Origin of the sequence: Janthinobacterium sp. MP5059B (assembly GCF_001758645.1) — a bacterium.
In the GTDB taxonomy this organism is placed as follows: Bacteria; Pseudomonadota; Gammaproteobacteria; order Burkholderiales; family Burkholderiaceae_D; genus Janthinobacterium; species Janthinobacterium lividum.
Genome location: NZ_LRHX01000004.1, coordinates 132,686 through 158,366, shown reverse-complemented (window position 1 = coordinate 158,366; position 25,681 = coordinate 132,686). Strand labels below are relative to the sequence as shown.

Below are 25,681 nucleotides of genomic sequence, written 5' to 3'. Positions count from 1 at the left end.
CGCCAGGGACGCGGATGAGCAAATGGTCGATTGAAACGCTGAGTACGGCATGCGCCGCCCTCATCCTGATCATGCTGGGCTGGCTGGCAGGCGCAGCCTGGCAGGCACTCGACTTCTGGGAACATGTCTGGCTGGCCCTGCTGCTGACGGCCGCCGCCTGCATCGCCATGTGGCTGATGCGCACGCTGCGCGCCCACCTGGCCAGCACGCGCCAGCAGCTCGATGCCAGCGCCATGCGCTACCGCGACCTGAGCGAAGCGGCGCAGGACGGCATGTGGCAAACGGACGCGCACGGCCGCATCCTGCACGTCAACCAGCGCCTGTGCGACATGCTGGGCCTCCCCGCCGAGCTGCTGCTGGACCATACCATGGAGGAATTCCACGACGAGGCTACCTTGCTGCGCCTGTGTCCGCTGCGCCAGACAGCCACGGATAGCTGCATGGGAGAACTGCATTACCGGCACAGCGATGGCTCGGAACGCTGGGCCATGATCAGCGGCCGCTGCCTGTACGACCCCCAAGGCAGCCTGACGGGCGCCCTCGTGCTGGCCAGCGACATCACGGAACACAAGCGGGCCGAACACGCGCTGAGCGTCGCCCATGCGGAACTGGAAAACCGCGTGGCCCTGCGCACGGCCCAGCTGCTCGATGTCAATCTCCAGCTCTCCGCGGAAATCGCCATGCGCGCACAAACGGAAGCGGCACTGGCGCGCAGCGAAGAGCGGCTGCAGGACATCATTTCCATGATGCCCCTGTCGCTGTTCCTGAAAGACGCCGATTCGCGCATGCTGCTGATGAACCAGGCCTGCGAGCAGCAATGGGGCGTGCTATTCCAGGATATCGCCGAGGGACGCGACGTGCAGCACTTTCCCTCGGACCAGACCCAGGCATTCCATGCGGCGGACCAGGAAGCGTTTGCCAGCCGCCAGGTGGTGATCCGCGAAGAATTGGTATGGAATGCGCGGCTGCAGGAAAACCGCCTGCTGCAGACGCATAAAAAACCCATCTTCGACGCGCAAGGCCGGCCGCAGATGATCATCGCCATGGGCATCGACATCACGGAAAGCAAGCGCAACGAGGAGAACCTGCAGCGCACCCTGGCCCAACTGCGCGAACTGACCGACCACCAGCAGACCATCAAGGAAGAGGAAAGGCGGCGCATCGCGCTCGACATTCATGACGACCTGGGCCAGAACCTGATGGTGCTGCGCATCGATGTGTCGCTGCTGCATGCGCGCACGGCCAAGACCCACCCGCGCCTGCACCGCCACGCCCAGCGCGTGCTCGACACCATCGACGCCACCATCCGCTCGGTGCGCACCATCATCAATGACTTGCATCCCAGCACCCTGGAGCTGGGCCTGGGCCCGGCGGCCGAATGGCTGATACGCCAGATGGAAAGCCGCGGCGCCATCCGTTACCAGCTATCGCTCGACAGCGAGGTGCCCGACCTGGGCCTGGACCAGCGCCAGACGTCGGCCATCTTCCGCGTGCTGCAGGAATCGCTGTCGAACATCGTGCGCCACGCCCAGGCCAGCGAAGTGAAGGTGGCGTTGGCGCAGGATACGGACGCCATCGTGCTGCGCATCAGCGACAACGGCATCGGCATGCAGCCGGACGACCACGGCAAGAAGGCCGCCTTCGGCCTGAAAAGCATACGCGAACGCGTCCACGCGCTGGGAGGCGAACTGCGCATCGACAGCCAGGCGGGCCAGGGCACGGTGCTGGCCATCCACCTGCCGCAGGCGAGGAAAGGCGCGCCAGCCGGGCATGATGAAATACAGGAATTATCAAAAACAGTAGCAAATTAAGTATGTATTCTCGACATTAAAAAGTATATTAAGTTTTTTCTTTGAGGAAACTATCATGCCGCCACGGTTCCCCCGCTTCCACGCCCCACTGCTCGGCCTGTGCCTGCTGGCCGCCGTCCCCACCGCCAGCGCCACCCTCTATGCCGAACGCGGCTTTGGTGAAAGGGATGGCAACGGCAGCATCGCCTCCGACCTGAATCCGGCGGGCCTGGTGGCCGGCATCATCATGGAGCAAGAAGGACGGCGCCGCGCCGTGACGTATCAGCATGGCCGCATCCGCGAGCTGGGCACCCTGGGCGGTGGTGAAGGTTTCACCAAGGCCATCAATATCCATGGCGTGGTGGTCGGTTCGGCGCAGACGGCCAGCGGCGCCTGGCACGCCTTTCACTACGACGCAGCGGGCGGCATGCGCGACCTGGGCACCCTGGGCGGCACCAGCAGCTATGCCACGGCCATCGCGCGCGGCGGCCAGGTGGCCGGCTATGCCGATACCAGCGGCGGCGATTTCCACGCCTTTGTCACGAAAGCCGACCACAGCCTGCAAGACCTGGGCACCCTGGGCGGCGCCAGCAGCTATGCCAGCGGCCTGAACAGCCATGGCGTGGTGGTCGGCACGGCCCAGCGCGGCGATGGCTACCGCCGCGCCTTCGTCTACCGCCCCGGCGTGGGCATGCAGGAAATCGGCACCCTGCCCGGCGGGCGCATCAGCTCGGCCACCGCCATCAATGACGCGGGCCTGGTCGTGGGCGCTTCGGAAACGGAGAAGCGCCGCTGGCACGCCTTTGCCTGGGACGGCAAGCGCATGCTCGACCTGGGCGCCCTGATCGGCCAGGGCGACAGCTACGCCACGGCCGTCAACGCGGCCGGACACGTGGTCGGCAGCGTCAGCATCAACGGCTTCGAACCGATGACCTTTGTCTACAAGGAAGGCGTGATGACGGTGCGCCGGCGCGACGACGGCCTGTACCTGACCAACAAGATCACGGATGGCGGGCTGGTGGTGGGCGCCATTTATACGGGACATAAATTCCAGGCCTTCGCCGTGCCGTCGCAAGCGTCGCCACCGCCGCCACCGCGCCGCACCCCGCTGGACTGGCTGGTCATCACCTTCATCCTCGGCGCCAGCGGCGTGGCGCTGTACCAGCTGCGGCGCCGTCACCGCGCCGGCGTGTCGGGCCAGCGCATGCATTTCCTGTAAGGCCGCGCGCGGCACGGGCGTAAAAAAAGGAGGCTCACGCCTCCTTTTTTATTGCCTGCTGACTACTTAATTTTGAGTCAAGAAGGTTTTCAGCTTGTCCGAACGCGAAGGCTGGCGCAGCTTGCTCATGGCTTTCGCTTCGATCTGGCGGATACGCTCGCGCGTCACGTCGAACTGCTTGCCCACCTCTTCCAGCGTGTGGTCGTTCGACATTTCCACGCCGTAACGCATACGCAGCACTTTCGCTTCGCGCGGCGTCAGGGAATCGAGCACTTCCTTGATCACGTTGCGCATCGACGCGTGCAGTGCGGCGTCCAGCGGCGCCAGGGTCGTGTTGTCTTCGATGAAGTCGCCCAGTTGCGAATCGCCATCTTCGCCCATCGGCGTTTCCATGGAAATCGGCTCTTTCGCGATCTTCATGATCTCGCGCACCTTGTTTTCCGGCATTTCCATCTTGACGGCCAGGGTCGCCAGGTCCGGCTCACTGCCCGTTTCCTGCATGATCTGACGCGAGATGCGGTTCATCTTGTTGATCGTTTCGATCATGTGCACCGGCACGCGGATAGTGCGGGCCATGTCGGCGATCGAACGCGTGATGGCCTGGCGGATCCACCAGGTGGCGTAGGTCGAGAACTTGTAGCCGCGGCGGTATTCGAACTTGTCGACGGCCTTCAGCAAGCCAATGTTGCCTTCCTGGATCAGGTCGAGGAATTGCAAGCCGCGGTTGATGTATTTCTTGGCGATCGAAATCACGAGGCGCAAGTTGGCCACCGTCATTTCGCGTTTCGCGTGACGGGCACGCTTTTCGCCGGCAGCCATCTGCTTGTTGATCTTGCGCAAGTCAGCCAGCGGCAAGGCCACGCGGGCTTGCAGGTCGATCATCTTCTTTTGCAGTTCCTTGACGGCAGGCACGTTGCGGCTGAGGATGGCGCTGTACGGATACTTGCAATCGACTTCGCGGTCGACCCATTCCAGGTCGCATTCATTGCCCGGGAACACCTTGATGAAGTGGGCGCGCGGCATGCCGCATTTGTTCACGCACAGTTCCAGCACGGCGCGCTCGATGTGGCGCACTTCTTCCATCTGGCCGCGCAGGGTGTCGCACAGCTTTTCGACGACCTTGGCCGTGAAGCGGATGCCCAGCAATTCCTGCGAAATGGCTTCCTGCGCCTTGATGTAGGCTTTCGAGTTGTAGCCCTCGGGCGCCTTGCGCATCTTGTCGTACTGCGTCGAAATGACGTTGAATTTCTCCAACGCATTCTTTTTCAGCTGGGCCAGCTGTTCGCTGGAGAAACCGGCCGCGCCGCCATTGGCGTCGCCGTCTTCTTCCTCGGCTTCTTCTTCCTCTTCCTCGTCGTCACCGCTGGCGGCGGCAGGCGCGGGGGCAGCGGCGGGCGCCGGGGCATTGCTTTCGTTCAAATCGACAAAGCCGTCGACCACTTCATCGACCTTGATTTCGTCGCGCGCGATTTTTTGCGACAGCGCAACGATTTCGCCGATGGTGGTGGGGCAGGCGGAAATCGCCTGGATCATGTCCTTCAGGCCGCCTTCGATGCGCTTGGCGATCTCGATCTCGCCTTCGCGCGTCAGCAGCGCCACGGCGCCCATTTCACGCATGTACATGCGCACGGGGTCGGTGGTGCGGCCGAAGTCGGAGTCGACGGTCGACAGGGCGGTCGCGGCAGCCGCTTCCACTTCATCGTCGCTGGTGACGGTGGCGACGTTGTCAGTCAACAACAGGCTTTCCGCGTCAGGGGCGCGCTCGTAGACGGCGATGCCCATGTCGTTGAAGGTGGCGATGATGCCTTCGATCGCTTCCGGATCGATGATGTTTTCCGGCAATTGGTCATTGATCTCGGCATAGGTCAGGAAACCGCGTTCCTTGCCCATGTTGATCAAGCCCGTGATCTGCTTGCGGCGGCGTTCCAGGTCCGCTGCCGATGCTTCCGGATCGCCCAGTGCGTCCGCCAGGCCGCCCTTGGCCTTGCGGTCGCGCGCTTTCGACACGGCCTTCAGTTCGGCGCGTTCGACGGCGTTCAGCGCTGCCACTTCATCGTTTTCCGGCGTGAATTCGCTCGGTTTGCGGCCACGGCGGCCCGGCACCTTGACGGTGGGCAGGAAGTAATTCGAGGTATCGATGGCGGCCAGGGCATCGGCGTCCGTGGTCTTGCTGACCACTTGCGCGCCGGTGATGATGGTCACGGGCGCCGCTTCAGGCTTGGCGCGCACGACTTTCGAACGGGCTGCCGTCACCACCTTGTTCGTGGCGGCGCTTTCGCTGACCTTGCGCGGCGCGGCCGGGGCCTTGGCGCCGGGAGCGATCTTCACGCTTGGGGTTTTCGCCGGTGCGGCTTCGGCGGCTTCGGCCACGTCGGCAACAGCCTCGGCGGCCGGTGCGCTGACGGCCGCTTCCGCAGCCGACTCGGCCGGTGGCACGGCAGCCAGGCGCGAGCGGCTTTTCTTCACCACGGTGACGACGGTCGGCGCCGTCGTCACCGTGGCTTCCGGATTCGCTTGCGCATTATCGATGAAGTAAGATAAAGTCGTTTTGGGTACGGCAAGTGGCGCCGCAGCTGGGCGTGGCGCCTTGGCGGACAACGTTAAAGTTTTTGGCGTATTCTTCATGAGATATCTCTTAATGCGAGACCAGATGGTGTCGGCGCGAAGTGAATGATTCCACCTAAGCCTGCGAAACCGGACTCGATGGAGCGTATTGTTGCGGCTGCCGTGTTAACGGCAGCGGCGCCTGTCTATCGGGACGTTCAAAGCCCGCGCATCCGTCATGGGGAGCGGCGGGGCCGAAGCCGGGTCAGATAAATAAGCGATGTACATTGCGGAATGAAAAAAAGCCCGTACCAGAACGGGCTTGAATCTATTGTTGTTCAGTGAAGACACAGCGGAGAGCAAGATTATGCACGAAGGCCAGTTATCTGGATAATTGATAAACAAAATATCTGATATCAAAAATATCAATAATCGTGGCCCTGCACCGCACTGCTCCTATCCCCTGCACACCTGAGCCAGACCGTCAAATACGGGGTCCAGTCATCAGCGCAAGCCGACATTATACACATTTCCCGCATTTCGCGCTTGGCACGGCCAGCCACGCGCAGGCAGATCGCAGCGCAAGTTGCCAAAAAAGACAATGCACTTGCCTGTGGCGCGTGCTATGCTCCCCTTTTATAGCCCAACCAATGATGTCGATGACCAGCTCCACGCCAGACCAGCAAGCCACCACTCCTGACACGCCAGTCGATGCAGCCCCAGCGGCGGCACCGGCCGCAGCGACCACGCCGGCACCTGCCGGCCTGACCGCGCGCGCCCTGCTGAAGCAGTTCCAGGAGCAATTCCCGCCATTCCGCGATTGCCTGCCCTTGTCGATCGGTATCGACAAGCAGATCCTGGCGCGCCTGCCGGACCTGGACCGCAAGCTGATGCGCACGGCGCTGGGCATCCACACGGGTTCGCTGCGCTACCTGCGCGTGATGGAAAAAGCCAAGGTACGCTACGACCTCGACGGCACCGCCGGCGCGGAAGTGACGCAAACCCACCGCGACCACGCCACGCAAGTATTGCAGCAACGCTTCAAGAAGGAAGCCGAGCGCAAGAAAGCCGAGCGCGACGCGGCCGCCGCGGAAGAAGCGAGCCGTTTGCGCCTGGAAAAACTGAATCAGCTGACCGCGAAATTCTCGCGCAAAGGCTGATCCGGTTTCATGGACACAGCTGCCGCACCGCCACTGCCCCCCTATCAAGGCATTGCCCTCGACCACGTCAAGCTGGTACGCACCAGCGATGATGCAAAAGCGGCCATGGCCGCCCTGCTGGCAGCGGACGCCATCGGCTTCGATACGGAATCGAAGCCGACTTTTGTGAAGGGCGAGTCCTCCACGGGCCCCCATCTGATCCAGCTGGCCACCGACGACATCGCCTACCTGTTCCAGGTGGGCAGCACGCCGGCGCCGGCCCTGGCCGAACTGAAAGCCATCCTCGAATCGACCACCACCCTGAAAGTGGGTTTTGGCCTGTCCGACGACGTCAAGCGCCTGCGCAACAAGCTGGGCATCGCCCCGGCCCAGGTGCTCGACCTGTCCGTCGCCCTGCGCGGCGGCCAGCGCAACGACCTGGGCGCGAAGACGGCCGTGGCGAAGTTCTTCGGCCTGCACCTGCAGAAATCGAAAAAGATCTCCACCACCAACTGGGCCACGTCGCGCCTGACGGAAAAGCAGATCCTGTACGCGGCCGACGATGCGCAAGTGGCCCTGCGCGTGTACCGCCGCTGGATCGCCGACGGCGGCAAAGTGGCGCCGCAAAAAGCCCCGCGCGCCAGCACGCCACCGGCCCCGCCACCCATCGCCGCCTGAGCAGGCGCGCCTTCTGCAGCATGAACAAGAGCAAGTCCATCGGCACCACGCTTGACGCGATCGCCGCCGCCGAACAGGCGCTGGGGCGCGAACTGCCCGCGTCCCATGTGCAATGGTTGTTGGCGAACAATGGCCGCGCGCTGGGCGCCTTGACTGTATTTCCCGTCTACGACGCGGACCATGCGCGCAAGACATGGGAATCGATCACGCGCCACTACCGTGAAGGCTGGCAGGAATGGCTGGAGAGTATGGGCGACAGCGGCAACGACGCCAGTAGCCTGCTGCCCTTCGCCCAGTTCGGCACGGGCGATTACTATTGTTTTGACTATGCACAAACGGGGCCGACCGGTGAACCGGTGGTCGTGCTGTGGTCGCACGAAACAGGCGCCGCCACTGCGGTGGCGCCCGGCTTTGCAGCATTCCTGATACTGCCCGGCCGCCCGGGCTGAAACCCGGCGGCCGGCGCAGTCTTATTTGACGAGCCGCAAGGTCAGGGGATAACGGTAAGTGACTCCATTGCTTGCCTTCACGGCCGCGACGATCGAGCACACCAGGTTGGCCAGCGCCACGATCCAGAACAGGAACAGGCCGATCAGCACGAACGACAGGATGAAGCAGGCGAAATACCAGATGATCAGGGTGATCTGGAAATTCAGCGCTTCGCGGGCGTTCTCGGCCGAGAATTTATCCGCATCGTCCTTCTTGATCAAATAAATGATCAGCGGCGCCACCCAGCTGGTGAACAGGCCGCCAACATGGGACAGAATGGCGATCGTCGTATCTTGCGTACGACCCACTTCCGGCTGCGTGTTATCCATTATCATTCCCATCATTAGTTATAGATACACCAATATAACAGCAATATTTCTTTTTGGAATGAAACACTTGCTGTCGCCAGGGACTTTTTTTTGTTCTACGCTACGCCGCCGCCAGCGCCAGCCGCCCCAGGGTGGCGATGGCCTCTTCCAGCTGCGGGCTCCAGGGGTGGCCATAATTGAGGCGGATACAGTGGCGAAACGCGCGCGTGGCGGAAAAAATGGGGCCGGGCGCAATGCTGATGCCGGCCGCCAGCGCGCTGCGGTGCAGGGCCAGCGCATCGATACCGGCTGGCATTTCCACCCAGACGAAATAGCCGCCCTGCGGCCGCGTGACCCGCGTGCCGGGCGGAAAATGCACGGCAATGGCTTGCAGCATGGTACTTTGCTGCGCCGCAAGGGTCAGCCGCAGCTGGCGCAAATGGCGGTCGTAGCCGCCCTGCGCCAGGTAGTCGGCCAGCGCCATCTGCAGCGGTATCGGCGCCGACAGGCTGGTGGTCAGTTTCAAGCGCTCGACCTGGCGCGCGTAGCGGCCCGCCACGGCCCAACCCAGGCGAAAGCCGGGCGCCAGGGTCTTGGAAAACGAGCTGCAATGCATCACCAGACCCGCGCTGTCATGGCTTTTCGTCAGGCCTGGACGCTGCTTGCCAAAGTATAGCTCGCCATACACGTCATCCTCGATCAGCGGCACGCCATGGCGCGCCAGCAGTTCGACCAGCGCGCGCTTCTTTTCCGGCGGCATCAGGCTGCCCAGGGGATTCTGGAAATTCGTCATCAGCCAGCACGCCTTGGGCCGGTGGCGCTGCAGCAACTCTTCCAGCGCCGCCAGGTCGACGCCGTCGCGCGGACTGGTGGCAATTTCCACCGCCTTCAGTTCCAGCCGCTCCAGCGCCTGCAGGCACGCATAGAAGCTGGGCGACTCGATCAGCACCGTGTCGCCGGGCCGCGTGACGGCTTGCAGGCACAGGTTCAGCGCTTCCAGCGCGCCATTCGTGATGACGATGTCGTCGCTGGACACGAGCACGCCGTCGAGCTGGTAGCGCAGGGCGATCTGGCGGCGCAGCTCCGCATTGCCCTGTGACAAATCCGTGACGGTGCTCCACGGGTCGAGGCGGCGCATGCTGGCCGATACGGCCCGTGCCAGCCGTTCCATCGGAAACAGATGCGGGCTGGGAAAAGCCGAACCGAAGGGCACGATATCGCGCACGCCCACGGCGCCCAGCACCTCGAACACGAGGTCGCTGACATCGACGGTGGTGCTGGCGTCGAGCGGATGGGAACTGTCCGGCTCGGGCGCCAGCGCGGCGCGCTGCGGCGCCACGTAATAGCCGGAGCGGGGCCGCGAGACGATCATGCCGCGCGCTTCGAGCAAATAGTAGGCCTGGAACACCGTCGACGGGCTCACGCCCCTGCGCGCATGCTGCTGGCGCACGGAGGGCAGCTTATCGCCAGGCAGCAACAACTGCGCGCTGATCATGGCGGCGACTTCTTCCGCCAATTCCTCATATCGTTTCAACCCTGCTCCTCAAACTGATCCGTAGTTTTATTGCACAACTGATCCTGTCACAGTGACAGCACCCGGTATATGCTAGGGTAACAACATCCGGGCAGCAACACCGGCACGCCATCCCGACCGACGAGACAGCTCATTTCCCATGCCATTTCCCATGCGACTTTCCATGCTACTGCATTTCCCCCTCGTGCCGGTGCTGACCCTGGCCCTGGCCGTCGCACTGCCCGGCATGACGCTGGCCGCGCCCGCCGCCATCTCCGCCAGCCACGACAGCCTGGAACAGCGCATCAAGGCGTGCACGGCCTGTCATGCGCAACAGGAGCGCCACGACGCCTTCTTTCCCCGCATCGCCGGCAAGCCGGCCGGCTACCTGTACCACCAGCTGCTGAACTTTCGCGAGGGACGGCGCCAGTATCCGCTGATGAACTATATGGTGGAACACTTGCCCGACGATTATCTGCGCGAAATTGCCGAGTATTTTGCGGCACAGCACCCGGCCCCGCCGCCGGCCCAGCCCAGCGGCGCCGGCACGACGGCCCTGGCGCGCGGCAAACAATTGGTGCTGCAAGGCGATGCCGGCAAAAAGATTCCCGCCTGTATCGCCTGCCATGGCCAGCAGCTGGCTGGCGTGGCGCCCGCCATCCCCGGCTTGCTGGGCTTGCCGCGCGACTATATCAACGCCCAGCTGGGCGCCTGGAAGAACAGCATCCGCCGCGCCCATGCGCCCGACTGCATGGCGCAGGTAGCGCAGCGCCTGTCGGACGCGGACGTGGGCGCCGTCTCGGCCTGGCTGGGCACGCAAGTGGCATCGGCCGACGCGCGCCCCGCCAGCAGCATCACCCTGCCCTTGCCGCTGCATTGCGGCGGCGTGCCGGGCTCCGCCGCGCAGGTGGCGCCATGAAAAAATGGATGATCGCAGCCGCCATCGTCGCCATCGGCGCGGCTGGCGCCAAATTTCTGCTATGGCCGGCGGACGACGTGGGACCGCCGGCCGCCGCCAGCACCCTGAACCAGGAACAGCTGGTCGCGCGCGGCGCCTACCTGGCCAAGGCGGGCGACTGCATGGCTTGCCACACGACGCGCGGCGGCGTGCCGTATGCCGGTGGACGCGCCTTGCAGACGCCGTTCGGCAAGGTGCTTTCGCCCAACATCACGGCCGACAAGGAAACGGGCATCGGCAGCTGGACGGCCGACGATTTCTGGCGCGCCATCCACAACGGCAAGTCGAAGGATGGCCGGCTGCTGTATCCGGCCTTTCCGTACACCAGCTACACCAAGGTAAAGCGCGAGGACAGCGATGCCTTGTATGCGTATTTCCAGAGCGTGAAGCCGCACAAGCAGGCAAACGCGCCGCACGCGCTGCGCTTCCCCTACAACCAGCAGATCGCGCTGGCCGCCTGGCGCGCTCTGTACTTCAAGCCGGGCGTGTACCAGCCGCTCACGACGCAAAGCATGGAATGGAACCGCGGCGCCTACCTGGTACAGGGCCTGGGCCACTGCAGCGCCTGCCATAGCAGCCGCACGACGCTGGGCGGAAGCGACGACGGCCTGTCGGGCGGCCTGATCCCCGTGCTGGGCTGGTACGCGCCGTCGCTGACGTCGGATGCGGAAGCGGGCCTCGGCGACTGGGACACGGCGCATATCGTGGCATTGCTGCAAACAGGCGTCTCGCCGCGCGCCACCGTCTTCGGTCCCATGGCCGAGGTGGTGCGGCAAAGCTTGCAGCACATGAGCACGGCCGACGTGCAAGCGATGGCCGTCTACCTGAAAAGCCTGCCCGGCCCCGCGCAGCCCGCGCAACGGGCGCCGCGCGACACGTCGGAGCAAGCCCGGCAGCAACTGGCGCTGGGCGCGAAACTGTATGAGGCGCAATGCGCGAGCTGCCACCAGGACGACGGCAAGGGCGTGCCGCCCGGCTACCCGCCGCTGGCCGGCAACCGCGCGCTGACGACGGAGTCGGCCGTGAACGCCATCCGCCTCGTGCTCAACGGCGGCTTTGCGCCCGGAACCCGCGGCAACCCGCGCCCCTACGGCATGCCGCCGTTCGGCCCCGTCATGGATGATGCGGAAGTGGCCGCCGTGGTGACCTATCTGCGCGCGTCGTGGGGCAATGATGCGCCGGCCGTGTCGGCCCTGGAGGTGAACAAGTACCGCAGCGTGCCGCTGGAGTAGCGCCGTTTGACGATTATCTCAAATTGAGATAATCTGTACATCACGATATCACTTCGTCACGGCATCGCTTTGACATATGCGCATCGTCGCCAACAAGGCTTTGATGGATTTCGCCAGAAAACACCCGCTGGCGGGCGAACCCATGCAAGCGTGGCGCAAGATCATCGAATCGCGGCCGTTTGCCAATTTCGCCGTGCTGAAGTCGACATTTAACGCCACCGATCGCGTCGGTGATTACTATGTTTTTAATATCGGCGGCAACAAGTACCGGATCATCGCCGCGATTCACTTCAATCGCCAGCTGCTATTCATCCGGGAAGTATTGACGCATAAGGAGTACGACGCATGGAAACCCTGATGCATCGTGAAATAATTACGGAAATCACTGTCCACTATCAAGCCCTGTCCAAGCTCGTTCCTCTGCAGGCAATTCCTGATGCGGCCGCTTATGAACAGGCTGTCAGCGTATTGCAGCATCTGTTGGACGCCGGGGCGGCCGATGAACAGCATCCGCTGGCCGGTCTGGTTGACAGTATCGGCCGGCTGATCGGCGACTACGATCAGGAGCATTTTCCGCCTGCCGCCGTCTCGCCTGCCGCCACACTGCGCCTGTTGATGGAACAGCATGCACTGACGCAATCCGACCTGCCGGAAATTGGCACCCAGGGCGTCGTCTCTGAAATACTCAGCAGCAAACGAGCATTGAATGTGCGGCAGATCAAGGCCCTGACACAACGGTTCAATGTTCCCGCCAGTGTGTTCATGGCGTAAGCCAATAAAAAAAACCGGCCAGCGCCGGTTTTTTCACGTCAAGCAGCAATTCTCAGCGGAACTTGCTTTTGTGCCCTGTCTTCAAATCCAGCGCATAGCGCACGCCGTTGTCCGTCAACATGACTTCATCGGGCGGCTCTTCCCCGGCCAGGGCGCCGTCGATCAGGGGCAAGCCTTCGCCCTTGCGCATCAGGTCGTCGCAGCGCTCGTACACGTTCACGCAACCGGTGGACGCCATCAGCGATTGCACGATGGCCACTTTCCACGCATCGACCCCGCCGGCGTTGAATTCGCAGATCAGGTAGCCTTGCACGCCGCCGAACAGCTGCACCACCAGGCCGGGCAAGCCCTCGTCTTCGCCCTTGATCAGGGTCAGCAGCTGGTTTTCGCCCGCCTTCTTGATGGCTGGCAGTTTTTTCTCGATGGCGGCCTTGACGCGGCGCTTGATCAGCGCGTGGTCGACAGGTTCGTCTTCCTTGAAACTCCAGATGCGCGCGCGGATCTGCGACTTCGAATTGTAGGCGGCGCGGGCGATGAACTGCTTCGACGAGCTTTGCACGATGGCCGTCGAGCCCGGCTTCATTTTTTCCTGCGGCTTGCCCTCGACTTTTTCAATCGCGGACGCGTAGATCCACGATTGGCCCAGCAAGCTCTTTTCCTTGCCCTGTTTGATGGTGATGATCAGCATGTAATTCCAGTAGTGTGAGCGGCGCGAGCCGGTCGTCGTATGTCCAATACCGGCATGATACCTCATGCCATCCTGTCGCATCCTCCTGCATTCCATGCCGCTGCCGGTGCAGTCTGTCGCAGCGCGGTACGCAAGCCTGGCCGGCTGGCATACCATGCACACAGTCCAATTCCAAACAGGGAGCAAGAATGACACACGCAATTTTCCAAGCCCGCCATGCCCGCGCCGTGACCACCCTGCTGCTGGCCGCCTGCGCGCTGGCCATCCCGGCCGCGCCGGCGCTGGCGTCGCCGCTCGACTGGATTTCCGGCAACAGCATCCAGGGCAGCGGCAAGCTGCAAAAGCAGACGCGCGAAGTGGGCAGTTTCCATGCCGTGGCGCTGAACGTACCGGGCACGGTCGAATTGCGTATTGGCAACACGGACAGCATCAGCATCGAGGCCGACGACAATATCCTGCCGCTGATCGAGACGGCGGTGGAGAACGGCACCTTGCGCATCCGCCCCGCCAAGCGCAATGCCAACTTCCGCCAGAGCAGCCTGACCATCGTCATCCAGGCGCGCCAGGTGGAACGCATCAGCGTGGGCGGCTCGGGCAACATCACGGCCACGGGCTTGCGCGCCGAGAATCTGCGCTTCGACGTGGGCGGCTCCGGCTCCATCCACGCGCGCGACCTCGACAGCCGCCAGGTCTCCGTCGCCATCGGCGGCAGCGGCAACTTCAAGGCCAGCGGCAAGACGGAGCAACTGACGGCCTCCATCGGTGGCTCGGGCAATATCCAGGCGGGCAAGCTGGCCGCACGCGAGGTGCAGGTGAGCATCGGCGGCTCGGGCGAGGCGCAGGTGTGGGCCAAGGATGACTTGACCATCAGCATCGGCGGCTCGGGCGAAGTCAGCTACTACGGCGATCCGCGCATCAGCCGCAGCATGCAGCGTTCGAGCAGCATCAAGCGGCTGGGCAGTGCGCCGAACTGAGCGCCCGCAATGACAAAAGCCCGGAGCGATCCGGGCTTTTTGCGTTGCAAACGGTAAAAATCAGCGGGCCGGCTTCACCGGTTCGCGGTCGATCAGGACCGTGTTGACGCTGTCCGTCAGCCAGATCTGGCCATCCTGGATCGTGCATTGCAGCTGCATGCTGCGCTGCGCCAGCTTGCTCATGTCTTGCGCCGCCTCGGATGGCAGGTTGATCACGGTCAAGTTCTTCGCCCGTTCCAGTTTATTCGCGATCTGCTTCCACCAGATGTGGCTGGTTGCGCCATAGCTGTAGACGATCACCTGTTCCGAACGGCCGCAGGCCTTCAGGATGCGCTTTTCGTCTGGCTGGCCCACTTCGATCCACAGCTGGATGGCGCCCGTCAAGTCTTTCTGCCACAGGTCGGGCTCTTCCGTATCGAACAGGCCCTTGGTGAAGGTCAGCGCCTCGTCGGCGTGGATGGCGAACGCCAGCAGGCGCACCATCATGCGCTCGTCCGTCTCGGACGGGTGGCGCGCCAGGGTCAGCGCGTGATCCTGGTAGTAATTGCGGTCCATGTCGGCGATCTGCAGATCGGCTTTGAAAATTGTTGCTTTGAGGGCCATCGTGTTTCTGTCTCGGTAAAGTGGATGTCAATATTGTACGGGCGAAGGTATCAGCGGAAAACCACGGTCTTGTCGCCATTTTTCAGGATGCGGTGCTCGACGAACCATTTCACGGCGCGCGCCAGCACCACGCACTCGACGTCGCGGCCGATGGCCGTCAGGGTCTCGGCATCCATCGCATGGTCGACGCGCTCGACGTCCTGCTCGATGATCGGGCCTTCATCCAGGTCGCCCGTGACGAAGTGGGCCGTCGCGCCGATCAGCTTGACGCCGCGGTGATGCGCCTGCGCATACGGCTTGGCGCCCTTGAAGCTGGGCAGGAAGGAATGGTGGATATTGATGGCGCGGCCATCGAGCGCCTGGCACAGGCCCGGCGACAGTATCTGCATGTAGCGGGCCAGCACCACCAGGTCGATCTTGTGCGTGTCCATCAAGTCGATGATCTTCGCTTCCTGCGCCAGCTTGGCCGCTTCCGGCGCGCCGGCCGCCAGCGGCAGGTGATGGAAGGGAATATTGTAGCTGGCCGCCAGCTGGTAGAACTCCATGTGGTTCGACACGATGGCGGGAATTTCCACGTTCAGCAAGCCGCTCTTGTAGCGGAACAGCAAATCGTTCAGGCAATGGCCGATCTTCGACACCATCAGCATCACGCGCGGCTTGACGCGCGCATCGTGCAACTGGCCGTGGAAGGGGCCGTTCAATTGCATGGCTTGCGACAGGTCGGCGAAGTCGCTGCGCAACTGGGCGTCGCTGACGGCGCCGTCTTCCAGCGCGAAATGCACGCGCATGAAGAACAGCTGGGATTCCTGGTCGCCGAACTGGGCGGAATCGAGGATGTTGCAGCCGCGTTCGGCCAGGAAGCCGGACACGCGGTGCACGATGCCGCGCTGGTCCAGGCAGGACAGGGTCAGGATGTATTCGGGATGCGTCATGGTCGCGGAATAAGGCAAAAAAGGTGGGCTATGCTCGGCTCAGCCACGCGCGCCGGCCATCGGCTGCGCTGCCGCGAGCCGGCTATTGTCGCACGGCCGGGCCTGTAAACCTGCATTTTCCACACAAGCAGCATGGCTGCCGGCGGCGGCAAGCTGATTCACGTTCATTTGATCTGGCGCAAAACCATCGCGTTTTCCCCCCTGCCAGGCCCCATTCTCGCGCCAAACCGGCATCTCGCGTGGAACCTGGCACACCATCCGGCGTCTATCCCTTTGCTTGTTGCACCATACGCCGCATCCGGTACACCGGGTGTTTCCTGGATCCGCTTTTCATTGAGGTAGAACATGTTCACAACCAGTATGTCCCCCAGTTTCAGCCCCGCCCTGAAGTCCCATCTGGAGGCCCAGTGCAATTTCGCCACGGAACTATCGCGCAAGATGTTCGATACGGCGCAGCAACTGAGCGAGCTGCATCTGCGGCTGGCGCAAGACTTGCTGCAGGAATGGAGCAACGCCAGCCAGCAACTGCTGTGTGCGCGCGACACGGGCGAGTTCATGTCGCTGGCTGCTGCCCAGCTGCAGCCGTGCAGCAACAAGCTGCGCCAGTACCAGCAGCAACTCGGCAACCTCGTCGCCAACGCCAATGTCGAGATGAACCGCACGGCAGAGAACCACCTGCCCGAAGCGAGCCGCACGGCCGTGGCCTTCGCTGACGAAGTGGTGCGCAAGACGGCCGAGGAAACGGAAAAAGCCACGCAGCGCCAGCGTGAAATGATCGAAAAAATGCACGCCGCAGGCCACCGCGATGGCGCCGGCCACAGCCGCGATACCGGCAGGCAATCCGATCAGGCGCATTGAAGACTTGAGTTAAACACGTGAGTTGAACACTGGACCCCCACTCGATAGCAAGGAGAGCGACATGGCTAACAATCAAGGTAATGAACAGGGCAAAGGCGCTGGCAGCAGCCAGAAAGCCAGCGAATCGGGCAGCGCCAAAGGCACGAGCAAGCGCGGCTTTGCCGCCATGAACGAGGAGCAGCAACGCGAAATTGCCAGCAAGGGCGGCCAGGCAGCCCATCAAAAGGGCACGGCGCATGAATTCGACTCGGAGGAAGCGCGCCGGGCCGGGCAGAAAGGCGGCGAAGCCGTCAGCCGCAACCGTGTACACATGGCGGAAATAGGCCGCAAGGGCGGCGAAAGCCGGCAATCGGCCCAGCGCGCCAATGAAAACCGCGGCGGCACGGCGGCGCGCAGCGGCAACCTTGGCCGGCAGGGTGACAAGGAAGAAGACGACAAGGGCTGATCCGGGCTGACGGGCTGACCGGGATTACCCGGCAGCGCGGCTTGACGAAGGCACAGGACGGTCCCGGCGGCCCCGCGCAAGGGCTGGCGCAGCACGGGGCGCGGCGGTATGGTACATTCTCGCCTTACCGACACCTCCGCGCCCCGCCCCGCCCTTCCCCGCATGCAGCCATCCCTGAAATACCTGAGCGCCTATTCCGAACAAACGCAAGCACAAGTGCAGCAACTGATCGCGCAAGACAAGCTGGGCGACGTCCTGTTGAAACGCTATCCGAACGCGCACGATGTGCGCAACGACAAGGCGTTATACCAGTATGTGCAGGACTTGAAGAATGAATTCCTGCGCAATGCCGAACCCATCAACAAGGTGGCGTTCGACAGCAAGATCCATGTGATCCAGCATGCGCTGGGTTTGCATACCTCGATCTCGCGCGTGCAGGGCGGCAAGCTCAAGGCCAAGCATGAAATCCGCGTGGCCACCATGTTCAAGGAAGTGCCGCTGGAATTCCTGCGCATGATCGCCGTGCACGAACTGGCGCATGTAAAAGAAAAGCAGCATGACAAGGCGTTCTACAAGCTGTGCACGTATATGGAACCGCAATACCACCAGTATGAATTCGACGTGCGCCTGTACCTGACCCAGCTCGACCTGTCAGGCCAGCGCCTGTGGTCATGAAGTCAAGGTCATGAAGTCCACGTAACAATGCCGCCCGGCATCCACTGGGCGGCATTGTTACGTATGCGCCGGCATGGCCGGCACCATGTTCAGGCTCAGGCGGCGTTCTTGCGGCGAAGCATGAAGCCCAGCAGGCCCAGTCCGCCCAGCAGCATGCCGTAGGTGGCCGGTTCCGGTACGGCGCTGACAGTGGCGGAGATATTGTCAACCTGGAAGGTGTGCAAGGCGCCTTCCTTCCACGATGCCGACAGCAGATTGCTGAAACCCGTAAACGTGTAATCGGCAAAGGTGTGGCCGCCGCCAAGGCTGAAGGTCTGGGTCACCGTGCCGCCGCCCACTTGGTGGCCGACAAAGGTCACATCGAAGGAACCAGGCAAGCTCACGAAATCGGCCAGGCTGATCGAGCTCAGCGAGAAAGCGGCGCCATCGGCGCGCGACAAGGTCGTTGTCGACAGGGCTGTCGCACCCAGGCCGGCCGAGCCGGCATAGGCGAAGCTATCCTGATGTGCCGAGCTCAACAGGCCCAAGAAGCTGCTGTCAAAGTTATAGCCGCCTTCGGAGTAGGAATTGAATACGGAACCAAAGTAGCCGGGATGTTCGAGCGAATCGAAGCCGATCGTCGTCGTCTGCGCCTGAGCACCGCCAGCGGCTGCAAGAATGGCGGCGACAGCGGTCGCGCGCAAGAGGGTCATAGGTTTCAAAATAGCATCCTTTCGAGATGATGAAGTAGCGTGGCTGTGGCAACTTGAAATGGCTCGGCACCGTTTTTTAGGAGTCTTGTCGCGCTCACGGGTGTCCGATAGTCCTAACTTTTGAACAGGACAAGTAGACCACAACCATAATTAAAAAGCATCTTCATTTTCAAAATAACATGCATGGAGAGAAATATTATGGACATATATTTATCAATTGAATCATTGAGCGCGATCAATTTTTCCGTGTAGAAATAAAAAAAGCCATGCACTGCACAGTGCATGGCTCCCTGTCAATTTCTATAAGGAAAGATTACGGCGCGCACTCCTTCAGGCGCTGCACCAGCGCGGCAGGATCGGCGTCGGCATTCAGGAACGCCGCGTGCTGCGGGCGGATAAAGCCCTGTTCCTTGCCGTTTTGCACGAAAGCGATCAAGCCATCATAGAAACGGTCGACATTGAGCAAGCCGATGGGCTTGGCGTGCAAGCCCAGCTGGGCCCACGTGAGCATCTCGAACAGCTCTTCCAGGGTGCCATAGCCGCCGGGCATGGCGATGAAGGCGTCAGACAGGCTGGCCATCATCGCCTTACGCTCATGCATGTCCTTCACGATGAACTGGCGCGTCAAGCCCGTGTGGCCCACTTCGCGCTCGACCAGCTGGGTGGGAATCACGCCCGTCACTTCGCCGCCCAGGCGCAGCACTTCATCGGCGATCACGCCCATCAGGCCCACCTTGCCGCCGCCATATACGAGCGAGATATTTTCCGCCACCAGCACGCGCGCCAGTTCGCGCGCCGCCACGGCATAGTCCGGCGAGACGCCCGCATTGGCGCCACAGTACACACATAAAGCCTTGATCACAGTAATCCCTACCCTTTCAATTCATCGATCGCCGCCTCGACCTCGAGGCGCTCCTTGGCGTCCAGTGCCTCGCACTCGGCCGCCTTTTCATACAGTGCCAGCGCTTCCGCCAGCTTTTTCTTTCCGTCGAGCATATTCAAGGCGCGCGCATATTCGCTGTGCGCCAGCGCCGAATACGGCGTCAGGGCCAGTGCCGTCTTGAAGTGCTGATAGCCGTCTTCCTTGTTGGCGCCGTAGGTCAGGCTGCCTATCATGGCGCCGACCTTGTCGATAATTTCCGTATGATAAATCCCAAACGCGATATGCGCTTCCGCATGCATGGGCGCCACCGTCATCGTGCGGTCCAGGCTGTTGCGCACGCGCGCGCCCATGCCCTGCGCCAGGGCCTTGACGACGGACGTGCCCAGCGCATAACGGCCCAGGCTGTAGGCATGCCAGTAGTAGCCGGCCGGATTGTCCGGCTGCTCGCTCTGCTGGCGCTCGCAGCGCTCCGCGACTTCTTCGTACATGTCGAGTTTCCGGCTGTCGTCCACTTCCAGGTGCGTGGCGTAGATGCAGGTCGCCTTGTGCGCCACCGCATAACCGGGCACGCCGATGGCCAGGCCCAGCTTCACGGCGCGCTCGAAGTCGCCCGCATGGAAGGCCAGCCAGGCTTGCACCAGCGCAGAGTGCGTGGGAAAGGGTTCCACGTCGCCCGCATGCAGACGCGGCCAGGCCGCTTCCAGGGTTTGCGGCGTGTAGACATATGCCTCGTCCGGATAGGGGAATTGTTTCCAAGCCATATATCTCTCCTGTAAATAGCGACGTGGCGCCAGCAGCCGCGTCAGTCGTTCTTGAGTTTCGTCACGTACTCTTCCGACAGTTTGCGAAACAGCAAATGCGTTTCATTGCGCAGATACGGGCCGATCAGGGACAGCACCTGGTAGCAGCCGCGCGCCAGCGCATCGGACATCGATTGCTGCTCGCTGTACTTGCGCGGGTTGCGCACATACTCGTACGACAGCCAGTAGGTGGCGACAACCACCATATTCGTCGCCATCGCAGCAATTTCCATGTCCGACGCTTCCAGCGACTGTTCGCTGCGCAAGTCTTCGCACAGCTGTGTGGCCACCTTGATCTTGTGCGCCAGGATCAGCTTGAAGTGCAATTCCAGTTTGCGGTTGCGCGACAGCAAATCATTGAGGTCGCGATAGAAAAAAAGCGGTAGCGCCAGATCAGTTCGAACATCAGGTGCAAATACAGCCAGACATCCTCGATATTCGAGCGGCGACCGTCGGGCACGGTCAGGATGCGTTCGATTTCCGCCTCGAACTGGACGAAGATCGAATTGACGATGTCGTCCTTGTTACGGAAGTGGTAATACAGGTTGCCGGGCGAAATGTTCATCTCTTCGGCAATCACGGTCGTCGTGATATTCGGCTCACCAAACTCATTGAACAGGCGCAGCGACAACTCCAGGATGCGTTCGCGGGTACGGCGTGGTGCTTTTTGTAGCATGGCGGGCAATCTCTCTGTGTTCTGCCTCAAGCATACCACCTAAAATAGCCATAATGAAACACTCCGCCCCTGGCCGCCGGCGAAAAACGCAGGCAAAAAAAAGCCTGCGCGAGCAGGCTGGAGGAATGCGGCGCCAGCTCAGGCGGCCGGCGCTTTTTTCTTCGCCGCCGGTCTCGCCGCCGGTTTGCTCAGCGGCTTGCTCACCGGTTTGGCTGCGGCGCGCGGCGCGGCCCTGGCTGCCGGCTTGGCCGTGGCCTTGGCGACGGCCGTTTTCGGTACGGTTTTTGGCGCGGTTTTCGGTGCGGCTTTCGGCGCCGCCTTCACGGCGGGCTTGGCCGCAGCCTTCGGCCCGGGCGCCGGCGCGGCCTTGGCCGACAGCGCCGCCACTTGCCGGCTCAAGGCATCGATCTGCGCGTGCAGCGCGGCGAGGTCCTGTTGCGTGGGCACGCCGATGGTGGCCAGGGCGCGCGCGACGCGCTCTTCAAACACCTGTTCCAGCTTGTCCCAGGAGCCGCTGGCCTGCTTGCCCACGCCATCGGCCAGCTTGCTGACACTGTCGCTGACACCGGCCACCTTGTCTTCGGCGCGCTTCTGGAATTCCGTGCCTTCCTTTACCAGCTTGGAAAACACGCGCCCGCCCTCTTCCTGCGCCTTGGCAAAGGCACCGAGGCCCGCTTGCCAGATCTGCTGCGCGGACGAGCGCACGGCGCTTGCCAATTCCTTGTCTTCCGTCGGTTCCTTCAATTTCTTCACCATCGCCAGCTCCCGTCATGTGAAAGGCCATGCCACTTCATGGATGCGTTTTATTCTAGTGAGCAAAACTAGAGACGGGGGTCTAATTCGATAGAAAGCGGCTGCTCAAGGTGCGCCAGCGCACGCGGCGGCCAGAACCTAGGCCGCCGCCTTCACCTGGCCATGCAGCAGCTTGTGCAGGCGGAAGCCTTCGCGGATATTCTCGCGCAGCACGGCGCCTTTCCACGGCTTGGTATAAAAGCGGTCGACGGCGCCGCGGTTGATGGCCGCCATGATGGGCGTCAGGTCGGCAAAGGCCGACAGCATGATGCGGAAGGTGTCGGGACACAGGTGCTTGACCCGCTCCATGAATTCGGTGCCGCTCATGAGCGGCATGCACTGGTCGCACAGGATCACCTGCACCTTGTGGCGCGCCAGGATGTCGAAGCCTTCGGCGGCCGTCTGCGCCGTGAGGATGCGGTAGCCGTCCTGCGCCAGGAAGTCGCTGAGCACATCGAGCATGAAGACATCGTCGTCGACGATCAGCAAGGTTTGCTGCTCTTCGCCACCGGCATCCTGCGGCGCCTGCAACAGCTTGCCGCCCATCAGCATCTGTTCGAATTCCTCGTGCGGCACGGGACGGCTGAAGTAATAACCCTGCATCTCGTCGCAGCCGTGGCGCCGCAAATAGGCCAGCTGCGCATCGTTTTCCACGCCTTCGGCGATCACTTCCAGCTTCATGCTGTGCGCCATGCTGATAATGGCCAGCACGATGGCCGCGTCGTCCGGATTGCTGGTCACTTCGCGCACGAAGGCGATATCGATCTTCAGCTTGTCGATGGGGAAGCGCTTCAGGTAGGCCAGGCTGGAATAGCCGGTGCCGAAATCGTCGATGGAAATCTGGATGCCCAGCGCCTTCAGGTTGCGCAGCACGGCGATGGTTTCCTCGGCGTTCGACATGAGCGAGCTTTCCGTCAGCTCCAGCTCCAGCAGCTCGGGCGCGATATCGTATTTGCGGATCGCCTTGAGCACCTCCTCTTCCAGGCCGCCGACGAAAAACTGGATGCCCGACACGTTGACCGACAGGTGCACGGGCCCGATGCTGCTGGCGCCCCACTCGCTGATCTTCCTGCAGGCTTCGTCGAGCACCCAGTTACCGACGCGCACGATCAGCCCGGTTTCTTCCAGCAGGGGGATGAACAGGGCCGGCGAGACCATGCCGTGGCCGGGGCGGCGCCAGCGTATCAGCGCCTCGGCGCCGCTGATGCGTCCCGAGATGATATTCACCTTGGGCTGGAAGAACAGCACGAATTCCTCGTTGTCGATGGCGCGCCGCAGGGCGTTTTCCATGTCCAGCCGCGCCATCGACTGCGCATTCATTTCCGCCGTGAAGAAGCGGAAGGCGTCGCGGCCCGCTTCCTTGGCGCGGTACATGGCCGTGTCGGCATATTGAATCAGCGTGTCCGCATCGACGCCATCGTCGGGATACACGGATATGCCGATGCTGACCGTCACCGTCACCTCGTGGCCCTGCAAGTCGAAGGGCTTGCGCATCGCCTCGCGGATCTTGTCGACCACGCCCACGGCATGCTGGGCGCCATCGGGCAGTACCAGGATGGTGGCAAATTCATCGCCGCCAAAGCGGCCGATGGTATCGCGCACGCGCAGGCAATCGACGAGGCGGCTGGAAAACTGGCGCAGCAGATCGTCGCCGATGGTGTGGCCCAGGGTATCGTTGATATTCTTGAAGCGGTCGATATCCATGAACAGCACGGCCACGGCCCACTGGTGCTCGGATGCCTGGGTCAGCGAATGGGTCAGCGAGGCGTAGAACTGGCTGCGGTTCGGCAAGCCCGTCAAGGTATCGAAATGCGCCAGCTTCATCAGGCGGTGCTCGGCATCCTTGCGCTCGGTGATGTCGCGCGCCACGGCCACCAGGATCCAGCTCTGCCCCGAGCGCAGGGTACGCCGCTGCACTTCCACCGACAGCGGCGAACCGTCCTTGCGCTGCAGCTGCAACTCCGTCATCGGGCCGCCCTGGTCGCCGGCCAGCAGCTTGTTGTACAGCTCTTCCAGCTGGGATTCGCCCTCGTGCGCGCGGCCCGGCCCCACGCGCAGAAAATCCTCGCGCTCGAAACCGAGCATGCGGCAAGCCGTCTGGTTGACGTCGACGAAGCACATGCCGGCGCGGTCGACGAGGAAAATCGCGTCGGCCGTGGCATCCATCGCCAGGCGGAAGCGGCGCAAGTCTTCATCGAGGCGGATGCGCGCCGCCATGTCCAGGGTCAGCTGCTCATGGTGGCGCTTGATCTCGTCGTACAGCAGCAGGTTGTCGTAGGCGACGGCGATCTGCGCCGCCACCGTGGCGGCGACGCGCTCGTCGACTTCGGAAAATTCATTCGCGCCCAGCTTGTCGACCAGGTACAACCAGCCGTGGCTGCGCTCGCGCGAGGCGATGGCCACGCCCAGAAAGGAATGCACGGGCGGGTGCGTGTCGGGCAGGCCCAGCGCGCCAGGGTCGCCCTTCAAGCCGTTGACCCGGTAGGGCTGGCGCTGTTCCAGCAAGCGGTTCAGGATGCCCGTGCGCGGTGTGCTGGCGATGCGCTCGAGGTTTTTCTCGGCGCCGCACGAGGAAAAATAGCTGAGCTTTTCGGCGCCCTCTTCCAGCATGCCGATGCAGGCGTACTTGGAGACGCAGATATTCTGCGCCACCTTGCAGCCCGCCTCGATCAGGGCGCGCGGATCGCGTTCGGCGCCCAGCTCGATGCCCAGTTCGATCAGGGCCGTGAGGCGCAGGCTCACCGCCTGCAGGCTCGACAGCGAGCGCGACAGGCGCTCCGTCATGACGCCCAGGTCTTCGGGGATGACGGCCTGGCCCTCGCGCTGGCTGGCCAGCTGCGAAATCTGCAGGCTGCTCGATTCGAGTTCGTCGAGGTAGCCGCTGACCTGGTGCTCGATGCCGGCCAGCTTGCCCGTGGCGGGAGGCGCCGCGGCGCCGCTGGCCTCCGGCGCTGCCGGCACCTGCGGCCCTGCCGGCATCAGTCCCAGCGCCTCGTTCACCGTGCGCACGATGACTTCGGGGTCGGACGGCTTGGGCAGCACCCAGCGCACGCCGCACGCCTGCGCCAGCAAGATCGCTTCCTGTTCGCGGTAGGTGGCCGTATAGAAAATGATGGGCACGTCGGTCAGCACGGGATCGGCATGCACGCGCGTGACGAATTCGTAGCCGTCCATGTTCGGCATGAGGATGTCGGAAATGATCAGGTCCGGCCGCTCGGTGCGCAGGATTTCCAGCGCGTCGGCGCCATTCGCCGCTTCCAGCAGGCGGTGGCCGCCGTAACCAAGCAAAGCGGTCAGGAATTCGCGGTTCAGCACATGATCATCGACGATCAGGATGGTGGCTATGTCGTTTTTAACTGGCGTCGACGGCGCCCCGGGTAAAAAAGATTCCAGCTCCGCGACGAACAGGTCGGGCTCGATCGGCTTGCCGATGTAGCCATTGAAACCCGCTTCAAGCAGACGTTCGCGGTCGCCCACCATGGCCAGCGCCGTCACGGCCAGGGCCGGGATATTGCGCAGCTGCGGATCTTTCTTCAGCTCGGCCACCACGCCATAGCCATCGAGCTTGGGCAAATGCACGTCGCATATGATCAAGTCCGGCAATTCGCTGCGCGCCATGCGCACGCCCTCTTCGCCGTCATAGGCGGCCAGCGGCGTGTACCCGAAGGCACGCAGCAAATACACCATCAATTCCATATTGGTGGCGTTATCTTCAATAATCAGGATACGTGCGGACAATTAGCGCCCCCAATAAAAACTGCATGGACTCATTTTCTGCCTGCGTTCAACTTTTCGCATGCGCGGGCTACATAACAATCCTACAATATCTTGCCATAGATCCTGAGAAAAATCTGGCCGCCGGACGTCTGCAGAACGGCGCAAGCGGCCTCAGGAACAATTTTTCCCGCTGCCCTTCTGACCTTAGCTTAATACAGTACGCCAGCGGAAAACAGCATTATCTGCCCATGGCGTTGTTAAACAGGGGCAACAGCAGAGTCAAAACAGACAGTCTTGCCATGCAG

General features: G+C 62.5%; 24 protein-coding genes and 1 pseudogene. 13 read left to right on the top strand and 12 right to left on the bottom strand.

What is annotated here, in order from left to right:
- The first annotated feature begins 14 nt into the window (after positions 1 to 14).
- Both JAB1_RS03075 and JAB1_RS03070 read left to right on the top strand, forming a co-directional pair.
- The gene (locus JAB1_RS03075) at positions 15 to 1,811 is read left to right on the top strand and encodes a PAS domain S-box protein (protein WP_070278701.1); all 1,797 of its coding nucleotides are present in this window, start codon (positions 15 to 17) and stop codon (positions 1,809 to 1,811) included.
- Between the two features lie 55 nt (positions 1,812 to 1,866).
- Positions 1,867 to 3,009, top strand: coding sequence for a hypothetical protein (locus JAB1_RS03070; RefSeq protein WP_070278699.1), 1,143 nt, complete (start codon positions 1,867 to 1,869; stop codon positions 3,007 to 3,009).
- Between the two features lie 66 nt (positions 3,010 to 3,075).
- On the opposite strand, the gene rpoD is transcribed toward JAB1_RS03070, so the two are convergent.
- Positions 3,076 to 5,634, bottom strand: coding sequence for an RNA polymerase sigma factor RpoD (rpoD, locus tag JAB1_RS03065; RefSeq protein WP_070254958.1), 2,559 nt, complete (start codon positions 5,632 to 5,634; stop codon positions 3,076 to 3,078).
- 569 nt (positions 5,635 to 6,203) lie between these two features.
- On the opposite strand from rpoD, the gene JAB1_RS03060 reads away from it, so the two are divergent.
- From JAB1_RS03060 to JAB1_RS03050, 3 genes are read left to right on the top strand one after another with little or no spacing between them, the layout of a single operon-like run.
- Positions 6,204 to 6,713 (top strand): ProQ/FINO family protein, encoded by a 510-nt coding sequence (locus JAB1_RS03060; RefSeq protein WP_034786166.1) that lies wholly within the window; start codon positions 6,204 to 6,206, stop codon positions 6,711 to 6,713.
- 9 nt (positions 6,714 to 6,722) lie between these two features.
- On the top strand, positions 6,723 to 7,370 hold the full coding sequence (locus tag JAB1_RS03055) for a 3'-5' exonuclease (RefSeq protein WP_070254960.1): 648 nt from the start codon (positions 6,723 to 6,725) through the stop codon (positions 7,368 to 7,370).
- A gap of 20 nt (positions 7,371 to 7,390) precedes the next feature.
- Positions 7,391 to 7,819: an SMI1/KNR4 family protein gene (locus JAB1_RS03050; RefSeq protein ID WP_070278698.1), complete on the top strand. Its 429-nt coding sequence runs from the start codon at positions 7,391 to 7,393 to the stop codon at positions 7,817 to 7,819.
- A 21-nt stretch (positions 7,820 to 7,840) separates the two neighbouring features.
- Here the strand turns inward: JAB1_RS03050 and JAB1_RS03045 are convergent, their stop codons facing one another.
- Both JAB1_RS03045 and JAB1_RS03040 read right to left on the bottom strand, forming a co-directional pair.
- The gene (locus JAB1_RS03045; protein ID WP_034786172.1) at positions 7,841 to 8,188 is read right to left on the bottom strand and encodes a DUF4870 domain-containing protein; all 348 of its coding nucleotides are present in this window, start codon (positions 8,186 to 8,188) and stop codon (positions 7,841 to 7,843) included.
- A gap of 100 nt (positions 8,189 to 8,288) precedes the next feature.
- Positions 8,289 to 9,701, bottom strand: a complete 1,413-nt coding sequence (locus JAB1_RS03040; RefSeq protein ID WP_070278695.1) for a PLP-dependent aminotransferase family protein — start codon at positions 9,699 to 9,701, stop codon at positions 8,289 to 8,291.
- A 163-nt stretch (positions 9,702 to 9,864) separates the two neighbouring features.
- Between JAB1_RS03040 and JAB1_RS03035 the strand changes: the two genes are divergently transcribed.
- The 4 genes from JAB1_RS03035 (at position 9,865) to JAB1_RS03020 (ending at position 12,641) form a co-directional block, all read left to right on the top strand.
- Positions 9,865 to 10,599: a c-type cytochrome gene (locus tag JAB1_RS03035; protein ID WP_070278693.1), complete on the top strand. Its 735-nt coding sequence runs from the start codon at positions 9,865 to 9,867 to the stop codon at positions 10,597 to 10,599.
- Entirely contained in the window at positions 10,596 to 11,870 is a 1,275-nt protein-coding gene (locus tag JAB1_RS03030; RefSeq protein ID WP_034786177.1) for a cytochrome c, read from the top strand. The genes JAB1_RS03035 and JAB1_RS03030 overlap by 4 nt, the downstream gene beginning before the upstream one ends.
- Before the next feature lie 76 nt (positions 11,871 to 11,946).
- Complete coding sequence (locus JAB1_RS03025; protein WP_070278691.1) at positions 11,947 to 12,228, top strand: type II toxin-antitoxin system HigB family toxin; 282 nt, start codon at positions 11,947 to 11,949, stop codon at positions 12,226 to 12,228.
- Complete coding sequence (locus tag JAB1_RS03020; RefSeq protein ID WP_083299535.1) at positions 12,216 to 12,641, top strand: transcriptional regulator; 426 nt, start codon at positions 12,216 to 12,218, stop codon at positions 12,639 to 12,641. Before JAB1_RS03025 ends, JAB1_RS03020 begins: the two co-directional genes overlap by 13 nt.
- A gap of 52 nt (positions 12,642 to 12,693) precedes the next feature.
- On the opposite strand, the gene JAB1_RS03015 is transcribed toward JAB1_RS03020, so the two are convergent.
- A complete protein-coding gene (locus JAB1_RS03015) occupies positions 12,694 to 13,329 on the bottom strand; it encodes an SAM-dependent methyltransferase (RefSeq protein ID WP_070224987.1) in 636 nt (211 codons plus the stop codon).
- 188 nt (positions 13,330 to 13,517) lie between these two features.
- On the opposite strand from JAB1_RS03015, the gene JAB1_RS03010 reads away from it, so the two are divergent.
- A complete protein-coding gene (locus JAB1_RS03010) occupies positions 13,518 to 14,303 on the top strand; it encodes a head GIN domain-containing protein (RefSeq protein ID WP_070278689.1) in 786 nt (261 codons plus the stop codon).
- A 60-nt stretch (positions 14,304 to 14,363) separates the two neighbouring features.
- Here the strand turns inward: JAB1_RS03010 and JAB1_RS03005 are convergent, their stop codons facing one another.
- Positions 14,364 to 14,906 carry a YaeQ family protein gene (locus tag JAB1_RS03005; RefSeq protein ID WP_034786185.1) on the bottom strand — a complete coding sequence of 181 codons (543 nt, stop codon included), beginning with the start codon at positions 14,904 to 14,906 and terminating at the stop codon, positions 14,364 to 14,366.
- 50 nt (positions 14,907 to 14,956) lie between these two features.
- Positions 14,957 to 15,838, bottom strand: coding sequence for a formyltetrahydrofolate deformylase (gene purU / locus JAB1_RS03000; RefSeq protein WP_034786194.1), 882 nt, complete (start codon positions 15,836 to 15,838; stop codon positions 14,957 to 14,959).
- A gap of 345 nt (positions 15,839 to 16,183) precedes the next feature.
- Between purU and JAB1_RS02995 the strand changes: the two genes are divergently transcribed.
- From JAB1_RS02995 to JAB1_RS02985, 3 genes are all read left to right on the top strand, one after another.
- Positions 16,184 to 16,696: a phasin family protein gene (locus JAB1_RS02995; RefSeq protein WP_070278687.1), complete on the top strand. Its 513-nt coding sequence runs from the start codon at positions 16,184 to 16,186 to the stop codon at positions 16,694 to 16,696.
- A gap of 61 nt (positions 16,697 to 16,757) precedes the next feature.
- Positions 16,758 to 17,141: a KGG domain-containing protein gene (locus JAB1_RS02990; protein WP_070278685.1), complete on the top strand. Its 384-nt coding sequence runs from the start codon at positions 16,758 to 16,760 to the stop codon at positions 17,139 to 17,141.
- Positions 17,142 to 17,303: 162 nt separating this feature from the next.
- Positions 17,304 to 17,816, top strand: coding sequence for a M48 family metallopeptidase (locus JAB1_RS02985; protein WP_034758768.1), 513 nt, complete (start codon positions 17,304 to 17,306; stop codon positions 17,814 to 17,816).
- A gap of 95 nt (positions 17,817 to 17,911) precedes the next feature.
- On the opposite strand, the gene JAB1_RS30160 is transcribed toward JAB1_RS02985, so the two are convergent.
- From JAB1_RS30160 to JAB1_RS02955, 6 genes and pseudogenes are all read right to left on the bottom strand, one after another.
- A complete protein-coding gene (locus JAB1_RS30160; protein ID WP_052140476.1) occupies positions 17,912 to 18,508 on the bottom strand; it encodes a PEP-CTERM sorting domain-containing protein in 597 nt (198 codons plus the stop codon).
- Between the two features lie 313 nt (positions 18,509 to 18,821).
- The gene (locus JAB1_RS02975; protein WP_034786386.1) at positions 18,822 to 19,367 is read right to left on the bottom strand and encodes a TIGR00730 family Rossman fold protein; all 546 of its coding nucleotides are present in this window, start codon (positions 19,365 to 19,367) and stop codon (positions 18,822 to 18,824) included.
- Between the two features lie 11 nt (positions 19,368 to 19,378).
- The gene (locus JAB1_RS02970; RefSeq protein WP_070278684.1) at positions 19,379 to 20,152 is read right to left on the bottom strand and encodes a hypothetical protein; all 774 of its coding nucleotides are present in this window, start codon (positions 20,150 to 20,152) and stop codon (positions 19,379 to 19,381) included.
- A gap of 41 nt (positions 20,153 to 20,193) precedes the next feature.
- A pseudogene (locus tag JAB1_RS02965) lies at positions 20,194 to 20,867 on the bottom strand (TetR/AcrR family transcriptional regulator).
- A 138-nt stretch (positions 20,868 to 21,005) separates the two neighbouring features.
- Positions 21,006 to 21,623, bottom strand: a complete 618-nt coding sequence (locus tag JAB1_RS02960; protein WP_070278681.1) for a phasin family protein — start codon at positions 21,621 to 21,623, stop codon at positions 21,006 to 21,008.
- 135 nt (positions 21,624 to 21,758) lie between these two features.
- Entirely contained in the window at positions 21,759 to 25,397 is a 3,639-nt protein-coding gene (locus JAB1_RS02955) for an EAL domain-containing protein (protein WP_070278679.1), read from the bottom strand.
- Positions 25,398 to 25,681: the final 284 nt, after the last annotated feature.

Excerpts from the sequence above, each read along its gene's own strand:
- JAB1_RS02990 (WP_070278685.1), top strand. The coding sequence starts at position 16,758 with ATGGCTAACAATCAAGGTAATGAACAGGGCAAAGGCGCTGGCAGCAGC.
- JAB1_RS03005 (WP_034786185.1), bottom strand. The coding sequence starts at position 14,906 with ATGGCCCTCAAAGCAACAATTTTCAAAGCCGATCTGCAGATCGCCGAC.
- JAB1_RS30160 (WP_052140476.1), bottom strand. The coding sequence starts at position 18,508 with ATGACCCTCTTGCGCGCGACCGCTGTCGCCGCCATTCTTGCAGCCGCT.
- JAB1_RS03045 (WP_034786172.1), bottom strand. The coding sequence starts at position 8,188 with ATGGATAACACGCAGCCGGAAGTGGGTCGTACGCAAGATACGACGATC.
- JAB1_RS03070 (WP_070278699.1), top strand. The coding sequence starts at position 1,867 with ATGCCGCCACGGTTCCCCCGCTTCCACGCCCCACTGCTCGGCCTGTGC.
- JAB1_RS02970 (WP_070278684.1), bottom strand. The coding sequence starts at position 20,152 with ATGGCTTGGAAACAATTCCCCTATCCGGACGAGGCATATGTCTACACG.
- JAB1_RS02985 (WP_034758768.1), top strand. The coding sequence starts at position 17,304 with ATGCAGCCATCCCTGAAATACCTGAGCGCCTATTCCGAACAAACGCAA.
- JAB1_RS02960 (WP_070278681.1), bottom strand. The coding sequence starts at position 21,623 with ATGGTGAAGAAATTGAAGGAACCGACGGAAGACAAGGAATTGGCAAGC.
- JAB1_RS03015 (WP_070224987.1), bottom strand. The coding sequence starts at position 13,329 with ATGCTGATCATCACCATCAAACAGGGCAAGGAAAAGAGCTTGCTGGGC.
- JAB1_RS03025 (WP_070278691.1), top strand. The coding sequence starts at position 11,947 with ATGCGCATCGTCGCCAACAAGGCTTTGATGGATTTCGCCAGAAAACAC.
- JAB1_RS03050 (WP_070278698.1), top strand. The coding sequence starts at position 7,391 with ATGAACAAGAGCAAGTCCATCGGCACCACGCTTGACGCGATCGCCGCC.
- JAB1_RS03060 (WP_034786166.1), top strand. The coding sequence starts at position 6,204 with ATGATGTCGATGACCAGCTCCACGCCAGACCAGCAAGCCACCACTCCT.
- JAB1_RS03010 (WP_070278689.1), top strand. The coding sequence starts at position 13,518 with ATGACACACGCAATTTTCCAAGCCCGCCATGCCCGCGCCGTGACCACC.
- JAB1_RS03030 (WP_034786177.1), top strand. The coding sequence starts at position 10,596 with ATGAAAAAATGGATGATCGCAGCCGCCATCGTCGCCATCGGCGCGGCT.
- rpoD (WP_070254958.1), bottom strand. The coding sequence starts at position 5,634 with ATGAAGAATACGCCAAAAACTTTAACGTTGTCCGCCAAGGCGCCACGC.
- JAB1_RS03020 (WP_083299535.1), top strand. The coding sequence starts at position 12,216 with ATGGAAACCCTGATGCATCGTGAAATAATTACGGAAATCACTGTCCAC.
- JAB1_RS03035 (WP_070278693.1), top strand. The coding sequence starts at position 9,865 with ATGCTACTGCATTTCCCCCTCGTGCCGGTGCTGACCCTGGCCCTGGCC.
- purU (WP_034786194.1), bottom strand. The coding sequence starts at position 15,838 with ATGACGCATCCCGAATACATCCTGACCCTGTCCTGCCTGGACCAGCGC.
- JAB1_RS03075 (WP_070278701.1), top strand. The coding sequence starts at position 15 with ATGAGCAAATGGTCGATTGAAACGCTGAGTACGGCATGCGCCGCCCTC.
- JAB1_RS02995 (WP_070278687.1), top strand. The coding sequence starts at position 16,184 with ATGTTCACAACCAGTATGTCCCCCAGTTTCAGCCCCGCCCTGAAGTCC.
- JAB1_RS03055 (WP_070254960.1), top strand. The coding sequence starts at position 6,723 with ATGGACACAGCTGCCGCACCGCCACTGCCCCCCTATCAAGGCATTGCC.